Annotated in this window: 15 protein-coding genes; 4 read left to right on the top strand and 11 right to left on the bottom strand. The window is 60.1% G+C overall.

The features are described from left to right. Window positions 1-30: 30 nt before the first annotated feature. From AC3WQZ_RS03655 to AC3WQZ_RS03635, 5 genes are all read right to left on the bottom strand, one after another. The gene (locus AC3WQZ_RS03655; protein WP_058697563.1) at window positions 31-1,158 is read right to left on the bottom strand and encodes an alkene reductase; all 1,128 of its coding nucleotides are present in this window, start codon (window positions 1,156-1,158) and stop codon (window positions 31-33) included. Window positions 1,159-1,543: 385 nt separating this feature from the next. Further along, window positions 1,544-2,998 carry an MFS transporter gene (locus tag AC3WQZ_RS03650; RefSeq protein ID WP_070940824.1) on the bottom strand — a complete coding sequence of 485 codons (1,455 nt, stop codon included), beginning with the start codon at window positions 2,996-2,998 and terminating at the stop codon, window positions 1,544-1,546. 154 nt (window positions 2,999-3,152) lie between these two features. Continuing rightward, window positions 3,153-3,947, bottom strand: coding sequence for a class II aldolase/adducin family protein (locus tag AC3WQZ_RS03645; protein ID WP_256333795.1), 795 nt, complete (start codon window positions 3,945-3,947; stop codon window positions 3,153-3,155). Window positions 3,948-4,358: 411 nt separating this feature from the next. Beyond that, window positions 4,359-5,282, bottom strand: coding sequence for a LysR family transcriptional regulator (locus tag AC3WQZ_RS03640; RefSeq protein ID WP_058697561.1), 924 nt, complete (start codon window positions 5,280-5,282; stop codon window positions 4,359-4,361). A 27-nt stretch (window positions 5,283-5,309) separates the two neighbouring features. Next, complete coding sequence (locus tag AC3WQZ_RS03635; protein ID WP_058697560.1) at window positions 5,310-5,891, bottom strand: TetR/AcrR family transcriptional regulator; 582 nt, start codon at window positions 5,889-5,891, stop codon at window positions 5,310-5,312. 445 nt (window positions 5,892-6,336) lie between these two features. On the opposite strand from AC3WQZ_RS03635, the gene AC3WQZ_RS03630 reads away from it, so the two are divergent. Then, window positions 6,337-7,104 (top strand): AzlC family ABC transporter permease, encoded by a 768-nt coding sequence (locus tag AC3WQZ_RS03630; RefSeq protein WP_058697559.1) that lies wholly within the window; start codon window positions 6,337-6,339, stop codon window positions 7,102-7,104. Further along, window positions 7,101-7,397 (top strand): AzlD family protein, encoded by a 297-nt coding sequence (locus tag AC3WQZ_RS03625; protein ID WP_256333794.1) that lies wholly within the window; start codon window positions 7,101-7,103, stop codon window positions 7,395-7,397. Before AC3WQZ_RS03630 ends, AC3WQZ_RS03625 begins: the two co-directional genes overlap by 4 nt. Window positions 7,398-7,424: 27 nt before the next feature. Here AC3WQZ_RS03625 and AC3WQZ_RS03620 read toward each other — a convergent pair whose 3' ends face one another. The 6 genes from AC3WQZ_RS03620 to AC3WQZ_RS03595 all read right to left on the bottom strand — a co-directional run bounded on the left by AC3WQZ_RS03620 (window position 7,425) and on the right by AC3WQZ_RS03595 (window position 13,440). Further along, window positions 7,425-8,696 (bottom strand): NAD(P)/FAD-dependent oxidoreductase, encoded by a 1,272-nt coding sequence (locus tag AC3WQZ_RS03620; RefSeq protein WP_058697558.1) that lies wholly within the window; start codon window positions 8,694-8,696, stop codon window positions 7,425-7,427. Window positions 8,697-8,724: 28 nt separating this feature from the next. Beyond that, a complete protein-coding gene (locus AC3WQZ_RS03615) occupies window positions 8,725-9,429 on the bottom strand; it encodes an ABC transporter ATP-binding protein (protein WP_058697557.1) in 705 nt (234 codons plus the stop codon). A gap of 9 nt (window positions 9,430-9,438) precedes the next feature. Further along, window positions 9,439-10,191, bottom strand: a complete 753-nt coding sequence (locus AC3WQZ_RS03610; RefSeq protein WP_058697556.1) for an ABC transporter ATP-binding protein — start codon at window positions 10,189-10,191, stop codon at window positions 9,439-9,441. Then, on the bottom strand, window positions 10,181-11,185 hold the full coding sequence (locus AC3WQZ_RS03605) for a branched-chain amino acid ABC transporter permease (protein WP_058697555.1): 1,005 nt from the start codon (window positions 11,183-11,185) through the stop codon (window positions 10,181-10,183). The genes AC3WQZ_RS03610 and AC3WQZ_RS03605 overlap by 11 nt, the downstream gene beginning before the upstream one ends. Continuing rightward, window positions 11,182-12,063, bottom strand: coding sequence for a branched-chain amino acid ABC transporter permease (locus AC3WQZ_RS03600; protein ID WP_058697554.1), 882 nt, complete (start codon window positions 12,061-12,063; stop codon window positions 11,182-11,184). Before AC3WQZ_RS03600 ends, AC3WQZ_RS03605 begins: the two co-directional genes overlap by 4 nt. Window positions 12,064-12,219: 156 nt before the next feature. Then, entirely contained in the window at window positions 12,220-13,440 is a 1,221-nt protein-coding gene (locus AC3WQZ_RS03595; RefSeq protein WP_233528042.1) for an ABC transporter substrate-binding protein, read from the bottom strand. Window positions 13,441-13,847: 407 nt separating this feature from the next. On the opposite strand from AC3WQZ_RS03595, the gene AC3WQZ_RS03590 reads away from it, so the two are divergent. After that, entirely contained in the window at window positions 13,848-14,327 is a 480-nt protein-coding gene (locus AC3WQZ_RS03590; RefSeq protein ID WP_058697552.1) for a VOC family protein, read from the top strand. Next, the gene (locus AC3WQZ_RS03585) at window positions 14,324-15,547 is read left to right on the top strand and encodes an FAD binding domain-containing protein (RefSeq protein ID WP_058697551.1); all 1,224 of its coding nucleotides are present in this window, start codon (window positions 14,324-14,326) and stop codon (window positions 15,545-15,547) included. Before AC3WQZ_RS03590 ends, AC3WQZ_RS03585 begins: the two co-directional genes overlap by 4 nt. Window positions 15,548-15,550: the final 3 nt, after the last annotated feature.

Below are 15,550 nucleotides of genomic sequence, written 5' to 3'. Positions count from 1 at the left end.
TTGGGTCGTGTACCGGAAAGGCAGGGGTATTCACGCCGCCTGACTTTGGTCCAGTTCGGGATAATCCACGTAGCCCTCCGCGCCGCCACCGAAGAAAGCGGCAGGGTCGGGCGTATTCAGCGGATGGTCGCCACGCAGCCGTTCAGGCAGGTCGGGGTTGCCGATGAACGGACGACCGAACGCAATGATGTCGGCACGGCCATCCGCGACGGCTCGTTCGGCGCTCTCACCGTCATAGCCGCCCGCCAGCATCAACACCCCCTGATAGGTCTTGCGCAACTGTCGGATGATGGCGTCCCAGCGAGGATCAACCTGCTCATCCCGCACAGTGCCGACGATGGCGGGCTCCACGAGGTGCAGGTAGGCGAGCGGCCAGTCGTTGAGGCGCCCGACGATGTAGCCGAAGGTGTCCTCCGGCGTCGCATCGCCCATGCCCATGAAGCGACCCATTGGCGTCAGGCGTACGGCCACGCGCTCGGCACCAATCTCCGCACTGACCGCGTCAACCACCTCGAGCAGGAAGCGCGCGCGGTTCTCGATGCTGCCGCCATAGTTGTCCTGCCGATGGTTACTGGCGGAATTGATGAACTGGTCGAGCAAGTAGCCGTTGCCTGCATGGATTTCCACGCCGTCCATCCCCGCAGATATGGCATTGCGTGCAGCCTGGCGGTAGTCCGCCACGATGTCTGCAATCCCCGCCGCCGTCAGGGCTTGCGGCACCGGTATTTCGGCCCAGATGCCATTGCCGTCCGCATCGGTTACGAAGGTCTTGCCAGGAACAGGCAAGGCGCTGGGGGCGACCGGCAACGCGTTGCCGGGCTGGAACATGGGGTGCGAAACCCGGCCCACGTGCCACAGCTGCAGGAACATCCTGCCCCCTTCAGCGTGAACGGCATCGGCCACGGCCCGCCAGCCATCGATCTGCGCCTCGGTATGGATACCGGGTGTCCAGGCGTAGCCCTGACCTTGCGGCGAAATCTGGGTCGCTTCCGAGATGATCAACGCCGCCGATGCACGCTGCCGGTAGTACGTCGTGTTCATGTCGGTCGGTATGTTGCCGGGCTGGCCCGCACGCGAACGGGTAAGTGGCGCCATCGCCACGCGATGCGGCAGGGACAGCGGACCGACCGAGATCGGACGGAAGAGATGAGTAGTCATGGATGGACTTCCTGATGCGTGGAGAAGTGCTTTCGATCCTGTTGCGCCGCGAGCTCCCGGTGATGGTGAGGCGGCGAACGATACGCGCGGAGCTTCGATGTCCTGCGAGCAATTGGCCCGACAGGGCTCCGGTGCCTTGAAGCGTAGGCAAGCCGCCCTTCGCTGAGAATGGGTTCGTAGCGCAAGTCTGCGTTGCGCGCGGCGCAACGTCTGGCTCAAGTCAGCCCGGGCGGCACACATGCCCCACCCTGTTCTCCCGCAAAGACGTGCCGCCAGGCTCAGAAAACCCTGTCCGCGGCACGCCTGGAGAATGGGCAGCGCGCGCAAGATGGGCTGGTGGCCGCTGCTTCCTTACGCGTAGCGCCGCGGAGCGCGCCCCGATGGATCATGAAGCAGCATGTGAATCCGCTTCCCCTCTTTCCTTTACATGCGTCGACGAACGGCCCCTGCCGAAGGAGGAGGCGGGCCCGCCATAGGCTGCGCTAGCGCGGCTTCCTGTGGTTACGAAGTCCGTATGACTCCCGCAACCTGTCGGTTGTCGCTGTGGTGTCAGGGAGAGACTGTTCCCCGGTCGGCCAGACAGCTTCCGGGTCAATACCATCAACACGATGAAGCCACAGGCACCGACCACCGAGATGAGAATCAGGCCATATGTGTAGCTTCCCGTCTTATCCCTGATGACTCCCATAAGCAGCGAGTGCGCGAAGCCGGAGATGTTGCCAAGCGAATTGATCATCGCAATGCCTCCCGCCCCGATCGAGGCGCCGAACAGCAGTGGCGGCAACGTCCAGAACACCGGCAGTGCCGCCATGACCCCGAAGGCCGAAACGCTGATGAGGACGATCTTGAGCCAGGGAGACGGCGCCATCGTGGACGCAGCAAGACCCACCACGGCAATCATCAACGGGATGAGGACATGCTGCCGGCGTTCCCCCAACCGATCGGAGCGCCTGCCCCAGACCACCATGCCAATGGCTCCGACGGCAAACGGCAACGCCGTAGCCACGCCGGTCTGCATCACGGACAGATTTGCATCTTTCAAGATCAGGGGCAGGAAGAAGGCCATGCCATAAGAAAATCCCGTGATGCCGAAGTAGACAAAGGCGAGCAACCAGACCCGTGGATTCTTCAGGATATCGACCAGCGTCTCCTTCTGCCCTCCACTCGCCTGCTGCCGTTCTGCGGCCAGTGCCTGCTGCAACCACCGCTTCTCTTCGGGATCCAGCCATTCAGCTTGGTCCGGCGTGTCACGCAACACCCTTAGCACAACGAAGGCGAGGAAGATCGCGGGCACGGCTTCGATCAGGAACATCGTCTGCCAGCTTTTCAGCCCCCAGAGTCCAGGGCTGTTGATCAGAAAGGCGGAGACCGGCGCACCGACCACGCTTGCCAGCGGAATCGCCACCATAAAGCTGCCGACGAAGGTTGCCCGCCATTTGCCCGGCACCCATAGCGTCAGAAAAATGAGGATGCCTGGGAAAAACCCGGCTTCCGCCGCACCAAGCAGCAGGCGGACCACGTAGAAGCCCGTCTCGCCCTGCACGAATGCCGTGGCACCGGACAGCAGTCCCCAGGTGAGCATGATGCGGGCAATCCAGCGTCTCGCGCCGAACCGCTCCAGGGCCAGGTTGGACGGAATCTCGAAAGCAAAGTACGTAATGAAGAACAGGCCCGCACCCAGCCCGAAGGCCGCCGTCGTCAAGCCGATATCGTGGTTCATCGTCAATGCCGCGTAGCCGACATTGACGCGATCCAGGTGCGCAACCACATAGCAGATCAGCAACAAGGGGAGGAACCGGATGAGGATCTTGCGCATACAGCGCTGATCGACTGGGGTCATGTCTCTTCCATCCTTATATAGTTATGCGTTGTACCAGGCGAGCAGGCGTGCGCGGTTGACCGCCTGCCTTGCTCGCTTTCGCAATTCGGGGCGATACACCTTTCGTACAGACTTTCGGAAGCCGGAGAGGCCCGGCGCTGCGCGACGCCAGGCGTCAGCTGTCGTATCTCGGAGCGTCGTCCTTGATCAATCTGATCGCTGCGTCAAAGCCGACCTGATGGTAGCTTTGCAGGCCACCGGTATCGATGGCGAGGTTGTCGGCAATATCGAGTTCTGCAAACTGCTGCGCGGTGTGCTGCCTCACCGCGACAGGCGGATATGTCAGCCTGGAGCCGCCGGCAAGTGCCGCCACTTGCGCCTGACATGCACGCTCCAGATAGTAGATGACAATAAACGCCTCCGCGACCGTGGTTCCCGCCGCCAGCAGTCCATGGTTGCGCAGGACCATTGCCTTGTTGTTTCCAAGGTCAGCTACCAGCCTGGCCCGCTCCGCTTCGTCTGACGCGATTCCTTCATACTCATGGTAAGAGATTCGCTCGTAGAACTTGAGCGCGTGCTGACTAATGGGCAACAACCCCTGTTCCTGTGCGGATACTGCGATACCTGCGGCGGTATGGGTATGCACGACACAGGAAATATCATGGCGGGCCATGTGGACTGCGGAATGAATCATGAAGCCCGCGGTATTCACCCGCTGCGGTCCCTTGCTTCCGCTCTCCAGGATCCGGCCATGCATATCGATCTTGACCAGACTGGAAGCCGTGATTTCATGGAACATCAGGCCATACGGATTGATCAGGAAATGATGTTCATCCGTGCCGGGCACCCGCGCGCTGATGTGCGTATAGATGTGATCCGTCATTCTGTGATGGGCTAGGATTCGATAGAGCGCTGCGAGTTCGCAGCGCGTCTTCCACTCGGCATCGCTGTAGTTCGAACGCATGGGTATCTCCTGTCTGTTGTTGTTGGCCTATCGGGCCCGAGCCAATCAGCAAGGCCTATGCCAGCAGCAGAACAACGGACCCCGATGCCACGGCGCAATTAAGCGTTTGCATAAGACCAACTGGAACAGCCGTTGGCAGCGCGCAGCGAAATGCCCGCGCGAGAGACACTTTGTCTTCGACATGTTCGTCGCGACGACACGGCATACGCCCGCAGCACCCTCGGCCTCATTCACTTATCAGAAGCGAATCGGATACGCCGTGTAGGAAATCTCGAGTTGCAGGAATGTTGTCGTAAAGCACAGCGCGGACTTGGCCACGCCTCTGGGGGACATCCTCCTGGAGGAGGAGGCATCAGGATCGCAAGCCTGGAGAATCAGCTTGAATGTAACCCGCAATGCGAGGTACACAACGGGCAATTAAGCCGCGGCCCTGTCCCTGTGAGTCGGGCCAGGTATCTCGCCCAGAAAGTCGAGGAAGGCCGCAATACGGCGGGAGCCGCGCTGGTTAGGCAGATACAGCGCTGTAATTGCCGAGCTGGCACGATTGGGATTGACCGTCCAGTCATCGAACAATGACGTCAGCTTGCCAGCCTGCACGTCCTCATCGACCATCCAATCCGGCAAAAGGCCGACGCCGCCGTCGGCGAGCGCCAGCTCGCGCAGCACCTCGGCATTGTTGCTGCGGAATCGCCCTGAGACAGGCACCTGAACCTCCTCGCCCTCGCGATGGAATGTCCAGACTTGAGGATGGGCCCCGTAGTTGAAGCGCAGACACGAATGGTTTGCCAGTTCGATCGGCGATGCCGGGATTTCACGCTCAAGCAGGTATGCCGGGCTGGCAACGACCCTTCGCCGGAATACGCCAACCTGGCGCGCCACGACATCGTCGTACGATGCCGCGCTGCCGAGCCGGATCGACACGTCGATGCGCTCGCCGATCAGATCGACGATCTCGTCGGTCATTGTCACCTCAAGTTCCAGCTGGGGATACTTGGCCATCAGGCCGCCGAGGAACGGGGCAATGCAGCGACGTCCAAATGCGACGGGCAAAGATACGCGCAACTGACCGACCGGCGTATCGCCCCGGTCAGCAATCAGTGAATCCGCCTCAGCCACGGCTTCAAGGATCTTGCGCGCCCGCTGGTAGTAGGCTGCACCGGCTTCGGAGACTGTTACCTGCCGCGTCGAACGGTTCAGGAGCACGGCGCCGAGCTCCTCCTCAAGTCCATCGATGGTGCGCGTGACCGACGAGGTGGCCAGGTTCAGCCGCCTGGCCGCTGCCGAAAATCCCTTGGCATCCACGGCCTCGACAAACATCTTCAGTGCCAGCAGCTTATCCATGCCATGCGTCTCCGAGCTTGCGCCTGCTCAGGTGCGCGCCTGCCGCAGCTTGCGCATGGCTGCCGGCGCGCCGTTAAGGAACATATCAACCTGCTGCCGCACGGCCGCATCAATATCCACCGGTACCTTCAGACCATACACCCACCTGCGCAACCCGAGATAGAAGATCGACGCATGCAGACTCCAGATCATCTCGATTTCCGCCTCCAGCTCCGCCGCATTGCGCGGCTCGCCGATGCCGAACTCGGCCCGCACCTCGGCCAGCACCGGGAGGAAGACTCGGTTGCGCAATTTGCTGAGATACTTGTTGTTGATCCCTTCCCGCGTCAGGCCGGCGAAAATAAAGATCCGGATCCACTCCTCGCGCAAGATCACCGACGCGTAGTCGACATAAAAGGCAGGCAGGCGCTCGACGAGCGGCACGGACCGATCGGCAATCTGCCGCTCCCACTCCCGGCGCCACTGGAATACCTCGTTGTAGACGCGGTCGATCAGCGCTTCCTTGTTTTCGAAGTAGCGGTACAGCAGCGGCTGGGTCACACCGATCTGCTTGGCCAGTTCACGCGTGCTGCCGGAGAAGCCATTGCGCGTGAAGTGCTCGATGGCCATGCGGACAATCTGCTCTTCCCGCTCCTCTGGTGGAAGCCGTCTACCGGTCTTCTCGGGCGCTTCCCCCCTCGCCCCTGTTTCCCCTCGCTCCATGCATCCCCCTGGCACCAGACAATGGCGTGTTACGCCTCCATTCTACCAATCAGGCGATAAATTGTAAGGCAAAGGCAGGGGCGAACCATTGGCCCTCCGATTGCGAAGAAGATCTCACGTTCCACTTCTGACGAGGCCCCGCGAAACCTATCAAGTCCCCGGCGAATGTATCACGCGGCACCAAGAAACCTACCTGGCATTGACTGCCAACGTTTCTGACATTTCTGGCATCAGACACCAAGCAACCAATCAATTTACCACAACAAAACAAGCAAATTGCTACCAAAAGCGCATACAATGCTTTCTTTGAATTGTGGCCTGACAAATCCGGCCAACGAAGGACTGTAGTGAGATGGAAGCAGTAGAGGGCCAGAACGTTGGAAGACGCCCGGCACAGGTTCAGCAACTTGCGGAGTTGAAGCGGGGAGCTAGGGACAGCGTGCCCATGCTGGTTGGCTTTGTTCCCTTTGGCCTCGTACTCGGCGCACAGGCGGCTCGCCACGGCCTGAACCCTGCGGAAGTCTCCCTGATGACCGGCCTGAACTTTGCCGGCGGCTCGGAATTTGCCGCAATCGCCTTGTGGGCGTCCCCGCCCAGCGTTCTTCTGATTGTTGCGATCACCTTGCTGGTCAATAGCCGCCATCTCCTGATGGGCGCAGTGCTCGCACCATTGCTTCACCACCTGCCTCGGCGCAAGGCACTAGCTGCGCTGTTCGTGATGTGCGACGAAAGCTGGGCGTTCGGGCTGGCAGATGCAAAACAACGCGCCCAACGCCAGCGAACGCCCGTGTTGCCCGTGTTGAGCCTGCCGTATTACTGGGGCGTCGCAGCCCCGTTCTATCTGACATGGGTCGGGTGCACTGCCATCGGCGCGGCAGTTGGACCGATACTTGGTGATGTTGAGGCCTACGGCTTCCACATGGCTTTCCCTGCCGTGTTTCTGGTGCTGATGCGTGGCATGTGGAAAGACCTTCGCACAGCCAGGCCATGGCTTGTCAGCCTGGCCGTCGCGGCGATTACACATCTTCTGGTGCCTGGCGCCTGGTATGTGTTGGCCGGTGCCTTGTCCGGCGTCACCGCCGCATACTGGATGGCTGATCGCAAGGAGGCGAAGCAGTGACATTCCTTACACTTGCCACGATCTTCGCTATGGCCTCGGTCACTTATCTGACGCGTATCGGAGGGTACCTCCTGCTGCACAACAGGAAACTGAGTCCGCGCGCTGCCGCCACGCTGGAAGTCGCACCGGGATGCGTACTGATTTCAGTCATTGCGCCATATTTTGTATCGGATCGCCCCGCCGACCTCGCAGCCCTCGCACTGACTTTAGCGGCCGCCACGCGGCTCTCGATCCTTCCTACCGTCGTGATCGGCATCGCTTCTGCGGGGACACTGCGATATTTGCTCGGCTAATTGACGCACGACGCAAGTAACGGCGCCTCACCCCTGATGGGCCAGGTGCTGATGAACGAACGACACCGCCATGGCGCCCTCGCCCACAGCCGACGCAACCCGCTTGATCGAGTTGTGCCGAACGTCGCCTGCTGCAAACGAGCCTGGCACGCTCGTCTCGAGATAAAACGGCGCTCTTTGCAGCGGCCACGACTCGGGGGCACGTCCATCCCGCAACAAATCAGGCCCCGTGACCAGATACCCGGCGGCGTCCCGCACGATGTCGGTATTGCGAGCCCATTCGGTATGTGGTGCCCCGCCGATACACACGAAGATGCGCGTGGCGGCAAGTGTTTCCGTCCCGCCGTTCACGCGATCGCGAACCGTTACCTCTCGCAAGCGATGGTCCCCGTCGACAGCAACCACTTCGCAGTTGCTGACGACACGCACGACACTCGATCGCTCGATCTTCTTCACGAGATAGTCCGAGAGCGTTGCGGCCAGCGACGGGCCTCGCACAAGCATCACAACCTCGTCGGCGTACTCGGACAGGTGCATGGCCGCCTGACCGGCGGAGTTACCTCCGCCTACCACATAAACCGTTTCACCTTTGCATATGGGTGCTTCGCTTGCGCCCGCCCCGTAGAACAACCCCGCGTGCAAAAAGCGGCTCTCGTTCGGCAGGTTCAACCTTCGCCATTCGATGCCCGTCGCGCAGATGTTGGTCTTTGCCCTGAGCTTCGAGCCATCGGCCATGTCGACGATGATTTGACCATTCTCGAACGTAGCATTGACACCCTCGCGCATCTGGAGAATCTCGGCACCAAATCGAACGGCTTGCTGGCGGGCGCGTTCCGCCAGCTCGGCACCACTGATGCCTTGCGGAAAACCCATGTAGTTCTCGATCAGCGATGAGCAGCCCGCCTGTCCACCTACCGCGTGACGTTCGATAAGAACGGTCTTGAGCCCCTCGCTTGCAGCGTAAACGGCCGCACTCAATCCGGCTGGGCCCGCACCGTAGATGGAAACGTCGTATTCTCGCAGCCGCGGTACCTGCACCCATCCCAGTCGCGCGGCGACCTCCTTGACGCTCGGATCAAACAAGCGCGTTCCGTCCGGAAACTCACAAACGGGCAAACGTGTATCGTCCAATCCACGGATGCCGGGTATCGTCCTGGCGTCCTCATCCGACTGCAAAGGCCTCCAGTCGAACGCGACAACACTACGGTTCAGGAAGTCCCTCAACTCGAAGGCCTTCTTGCTGTCCGTCGCGCCGGTAAGGACAACTCTCGCACGCCGTTCGGTGTCATCAGTCTTCATGGCTTCTGGCCCTCCGTCACTCGTCTGATCAGACCGAGCAATACCGCTCCTGGATTTCCTCGTCGCCCAGCATTGCTTGCGCCGTACCGCTGTAGACTACCTCGCCCTGATCCAGAATATAGGCGCGGTCGGCAATTCTCAAGGCCAGGCCCACGTTCTGTTCGATGAGGAGAATCGTGACTCCGGCGCGCTTCAATGCCGCGAAATACTCGAACATTTCATCCACGAGAACTGGCATGATCCCTTCGGACGGCTCGTCGAGCAGCACCATCTTCGGCTTCGATGCCACTGCCCGCGCAATGGCAAGCATTTGCTGCTCACCGCCAGACATTGTCACTGCCTGCTGGTCGAGCCGCTCCTTCAGTCGAGGAAAAGTCTCGGCAATTTCATCAATGACATCCGACTCTCGTGTACGGTGCGGCGACGCGAGCAGTCCGAGTCGAATGTTTTCCCGAACAGTGAGACCAGGTACGATGCGACGCTCCTCCGGGACGTAGGCGAGTTGCCGCAAGTATCTCTTATGCGCAGGCTGCCCCAGGAGTTCAACGCCTTCAAACTTTACCGACCCGGTGACCTTGGACATGAGACCAGCGATGGACTTCACGGTAGTGGTCTTACCTGCCCCATTGCGGCCGATAAGACAGACCAGCTCGCCCTCACCAACCTTGAGGTCGACACCTTGCAATACGTGACTCGACCCGTACCAGGCGTTGAGATTCGCAACTTCCAGCATGATGTGCCCTCAATGGTTGCCTTGTCCAAGGTACACGCGCTTCACCAAATCATTGGCCCGGATATCATCCGGCGTACCTTCCGCGATCAGTTCACCGTGATGCAGGACTACGACACGCTCGCTGATCCCCATGACAAGCTTCATCTTGTGCTCGACAAGCACGACCGTCCGCTGTTCCACGAGTCGGCGGATAAGTCCCATCATCACCTTTGTTTCCTCCGGGCTCATTCCCGCGGTCGGCTCATCCATCAGTAGCAACTTCGGTTGAGCAGCAAGAGCGACGGCGATCTCGAGGCACCGTTGCTGCCCATGCGCGAGTTCCCTGGCGAAGCTCTTTGCGCGGCCAGAAAGTCCCACTGTCTCCAGCAGGACGCTGGCTTGCTCCGTCAGCCCCGACAAGGCTGAGCGTCGGCGCCACATACCGTAGCGCGAAACGTGCGCTTGCAAAGCAATCCGTACGTTTTCGAGCACGGTGAAGTTCGGAAAAAGGCTGGTGATCTGAAACGACTTGGCGATCCCGATATGCGCGAACTCGTGTTGCCGCATGCCGGTGATATCCCTGCCCATGAACAGAATCCGACCTTCACTAGGCGCGAACGCACCGGACAGCAGGTTGAAGTAGGTACTCTTTCCAGCGCCGTTAGGGCCGATGATAGACGTCAGCATTCCGGGGCGAATGCTCACGCTCACATCAGTGAGCGCCTTGAAGTCACCGAAGCGCTTGCTGACCCCTCTGGTTTCAATAATGGCGTCAGCGCTCATGGTGCACCTTCTCCAGAAACGTGCCCCAGACGCCCTTTGGGAAGAAGAGCACGAAGACCACGAAGACCGCCCCGACAATCAGCTGCCAGTGCTCAGTCCAGCCTGAAGCAAAATCCTGAATAAGCAGGAACAGCGCCGCGCCGACGAACGGACCGAAATAAGTGCCCATGCCTCCGAGCAGGCACAACATTACAACCATCCCGGACGTCGAGTAATGGAGTGTTTCAATGGGAACACTTCCGAGATGGATAGCGTTGAGCGCTCCGGCAAGGGCGCAGAAGGCGGCGGAAAGGACGAATGCCAACAGCTTCGTGCGTTCAATATCGAAACCACAGGCACGGGCGCGAGCTTCGTTCTCGCGGACGGCTTCGATAACGCCACCCAGAGGAGATGCGAGGATGCGAGAGAGCACCCAAAGAGAGACCGAGACGAGCGCGAAGATGAAGTAGTACTTCTGCAACGGATCGAGCAGGTCCAGACGGAATCCAAAGAGATCCAGCTCGGCAATGTTCACGCCTCGCAATCCGTTCTCCCCCCCGGAGCTTGGCATCTGATAAACCAGGAAGTAAACACATTGGGACAGCGCCAGCGTCACCATCGCAAAGTAGATGCCCCTGGTCCGAATGGCCAGGAGTCCCATCACGAGGGCTACCATGCAGCCAGCGACCATGGCCGCGGGAATCGCCGCCCACCATGCCAATTGGTACTGTGCGATAAGAATGCCCGCCGAATATGCACCGACCCCGAGGAATGCGGCATGGCCAAACGAAAGGAGACCGGTGTATCCGAACAGCAGGTTGAAGCCGACTGCAAACAGTCCATAGATCAGAACGTTGATGGCCAATGAGTGGTAGGGCACCAGCCATGGAAATGCCGCGAAGAAGACGACAGTCGCCAGGACGCGGTGCATCGCGACAACCCTGCACATCTGGCTTGCAAGTCCGGTAGCTTCATTCCTTAGGCGAATGGCGCCATGAACATGGAAGTTCTTCATGTCATCAATCCTGTTCGGCCGAAGAGTCCTTGCGGCCGGATGAGAAGCACTGCGGCCATGATCACGAACATGGACACCTTCGCTGCCTCAGGGAAGAAGAGTACGGCCATGCTCTCCACAACGCCGACAAGCAAGCCCGCCACGACGGCACCCATCAAGGACCCCATCCCGCCCACAACGGTAACAACGAAAGCTACAGTGAGAACGGACGTCCCCATTTCCGGCGATACGCCTTGCAACGGCGCCGACAGGACGCCAGCCAGCGCCGCAATGCCAGTACCCATCCCGAACACGATCAGCCAGACACGTGAGACGTCGATGCCAAGTACGCGAACAATGACCGGGTCACGGGCTCCTGCCCGGACAATCAGGCCGAATGGCGTCCGCTCGATCAGCAACCACAAGGCGAGCAGCAGAAGCGAAACGACGCCGATCACAAACAATCGGTAGGTAGGAAAATCGGCAAAGCCAAGATTAGTAGCCCCTTGCAGGACTTCCGGGGTGTCGAACGGCAGCCCGGCCTTTCCGAACCAGATACGTATGGCCTCGACCATGATGTATGACAAGCCGAAGGTGAGCAGAAGCGGGTAGTCGATACCGCGACCATACAAGGGGCGAATCAGCCATCGCTCGCATAGCATGCCAATGGCCGCAACGGTCAACGGAGCAACTACGAGCGCAGCCCAGAAGCTTCCTGTCTTTTCGACAGCCAGCAGCCCAACATAGGCGCCTATCATGTAGAAGGCGCCGTGCGCAAAATTGACAACTGTCAGCATCCCGAAGATAAGGGACAGGCCGACCGCCAGCAGCACGTAAATTGCACCTAGCGCCAGCCCTGTAAAGAGCTGCAGTGCCAGTAGATCTAATGAGATTTCCATCGCTTTCCCGCCTCTCGCCGTGCGCCCGCTACGACAGCCCTAAAACTTCCTCTGGCGACGCTGCAGGTGCAAGGCGCTAGCCACGATCAGTGACATCATGCTCCGTAGGGACGACCAGCGTTGTAACGGATCGCCCCATACCGACCTGCCGATAGCTCAGCCCTTGAAGCCGAGTTCGGTGCACGGACGCAACAGCTTCTCGCTGGCTGGTTCGACGTGCAAAACCTTGAACACGTCGTCGGGATTGGCCGCTTCCTTGGAGTTCGACTGGATCACAAGTACCGACTGAACGGATTGCTGGTCACAGGGTCTGTAGTACTGCTGCCCCTTGTAGGTGTCATATTTCAGGTTGCGCAGCGCCGTCGCGACCTTTTCCGTCTCGCTGCTACCGGCGGACTTGACCGCCAGGAGCAATGACTTGACGGCCGAGTATGCCATCGCGCCATAGTCAGACGGGTAGCGTCCCTCGTTCTTGGCCCGGAAAGCCGCATTGAAGGCTTTCGCGGATGACGTTGTCGCTTCCATCTCCCAGAAGTACTGCGTCCCGCCAATGACACCTTCATATGTGTTAGCCCCGCCTGCGACGCGAGAGGTGTAAGTCATCACGGGGGTGACGAACTTTATGGACTTCTTCATGCCGTAGTCCGAGGCCTGCTTGATGGAGATCTGGTTATCGCGGCCGAAGTTGTTGAATATCAGCACATCCGGCTTGAGTGCCATCAGCCGTGGCAGAAAGGTGGAGTAGTCCTGTTGCCCAAGCGGATGCCGCACTTCGCCAACCACCTCGGCGCCAAGGTCTTTGGCCACTCGCGTGAAGCCGCGCGTCATCTCGTGGCCATAGGCGTAGTCAGCGGTCAGGAAGGCAATACGCATCCCCTTCTTGAAGACATAGCGGCCCACGGCCTGCGTCGTCATGTGGGGATTCATTGCCTCATGAAACGTGTAAGGGCTCGCATCGGTCGCCTCATTAATGACGTCGGACTGACTGATCGAGATATAGATGACCTTGCGCTGCTTGGTAACGTTGTTGATGGATAGCTGCGTCGCGGCAGAAAGACCACCTACGATGAACTGCGCACCGTCCTTCTCGAGCAATTCCAGGGTCCGCGTGGCTGCCTCACCGGGATTGAGCTTGTCGTCACGCACCAGCAACTCGGCCTTGCGGCCGTTCAGACCGCCGGCATCATTGAATTCCTTGACGGCCAGCTCGGCATTTCGCACCTGGTCCTTTGCCTCCGCGCCGTAGGGACCGGTAAGCGGTACAGGAAGCCCAATCTTGATCGTCTGTGCTTGCGCACCCACGGCGAGCAAGCCAGCGAACACCCCAATACAGAAGCGACGAGCGGTGCGCTGCGCACCCATGACTGCATGTCCCATGAAGGTCTCCTGTTAGGCCGCAGCTATTCGATGCAGCCCGGTTCTTTGTTTAGCTATCGATAACTTTGATATACGTCAAATTGCTTGTCAAATGATAAATACGAAGGGAAAACCCGGAGAAGTACACCTGGTCTGAGGACGCCTTGGGCAAGGCTGCCGCTGTGATTGTGACCTCCCGTCTACCCTGCCAACGGATCGCTTTTCAGTTTGCGCAGCAGCAATCAGACTGACGAACTCGCCGGCTTCCACGCTTCGGCGTCTAAAGGTGCACCCCAGGTCATTTATCGGCCGAAAATAATCAGGAAGTTAGGGTATGTCCCACCCTAGAGGTTCTTGGCCTCCAACAGCTTCCGCCCTACTATTTATCCATCGATCACTGATCGGTTGATAATTTACAGGAGGCTTCGATGGCACTGGCCAAACTAGCACACTATTCGATACGCACCACGGACCTGGAGCGGTCCTGCGCGTTCTACGAACGCGTCCTGGGGTTCCGGCGCGGCTATCGACCACCCTTCGACTTTCCCGGCGCATGGCTCTATATGGGTGACGACGAGAGCGACTACGGGACGGTTCACATCATTGGCGTGGATCCGGACAACCCTTCCGGCCTGTCCGCCTATCTGGGCGACAAATCCCTGCCCGCGTCTGGCACCGGCACGCTGGACCACATCGCCTTCCTGGCCACGGGCGTCGAGCAGATGTGGGCGACCCTGCGTGCTGAAGGCATCTCCTGGCGTGATCGCACGGTACCAAGCCTCGGCCTGCATCAGGTTTTCCTCGAGGATCCTTCCGGCGTCACGATCGAACTCAACTACCCCGCTGCCGAAGTGGCAGGACTGGCACTGCCCGACAGTGCACAAGCAAAGACTGGAGCACTGGCATGAATACCGTATTGCACAACAAGCCGAAGGCGATTGTCGTAGGTGGATCGCTGGGCGGGCTGTTTGCGGCCAACATGCTCAGCCGCAATGGCTGGAATGTAGAGATCTTCGAGCGCACGCCCGAAGCGCTGACTGGGCGCGGCGCCGGCATCGTCACGCACCCGGAATTGTTCGACGCGCTGGCATCGGCGGGCGTGGTGGTCGATGAAAGCATTGGCGTGCACGTCAATACCCGAATCACGCTCTCCCGGGAGGGTGTGTCGCTTGCCGATCGGGACATGCCTCAGACGCTGACCGCCTGGGGCAAGATGTATGACGTGCTCGGCAAGGCTTTCACGGGCACCTATCGGACGGGCGCGTTCGTGACGTCCGTCGATACGTACCGGGACCACGCTACGGTGACGCTGCAGGACGGTTCGACCCACCGGGCCGATCTGGTTATCGCCGCCGACGGCTTCCGTTCCAGCGTGCGCGAACAGCTCTTGCCTTCGGCCGGCCTGGAATACGCCGGATACATTGCGTGGCGCGGCCTGGTCGACGAGTCACAGCTTTCGCCCGACACTCACGCGGCGATCTTTGACAAGTTCGCCTTCTGCCTGCCTCCGCGCGAGCAAATCCTCGGGTATCCGGTGGCGGGTGAAGCCAACAGCACCGAACCTGGGCAGCGTCGCTACAACTTCGTCTGGTATCGCGCGACGCGCGAGGACGACGAATTGCCCGATCTGCTGACTGACGCCAGCGGCAAGCGCTGGCCCAACGGCATCCCGCCGGGCCTGATTCGCCCCGACGTGATCGCCGACATGGAAGATGCGGCGACATCCTTGCTCGCCCCGCAGTTTGCCGAGGTCGTCACCAAGACAGCCCAACCACTGTTCCAGCCGATCTTCGATCTGACGGTGCCGCGCATGGCTTTCGGCAGGATTGCCTTGCTCGGTGACGCCGCTTTTGTCGCCCGCCCTCACTGCGGCATGGGCGTCACCAAGGCTGCGGGAGATGCGATGGCAATCGTGCGCGCCCTCAGCGAACATTCGACCGTCGAGACGGCCCTCGACGCGTACAGTACCGAGCGCGTCCAGTTCGGACATGCGATTGTCGAGCACGCGCGCCACCTCGGCGCCTACATGCAGGCCCAGCTCAAGAGCGATCAGGACCGCGAAATGGCCGAACGTTATCGCACACCGGAGGCGGTCATGCGCGAGACAGCAGTATCCCGTCAGTTCTGACGC

This window comes from Cupriavidus sp. FW305-26, from assembly GCF_058787975.1.
This window is presented reverse-complemented; position numbering and strand designations above follow the sequence as displayed.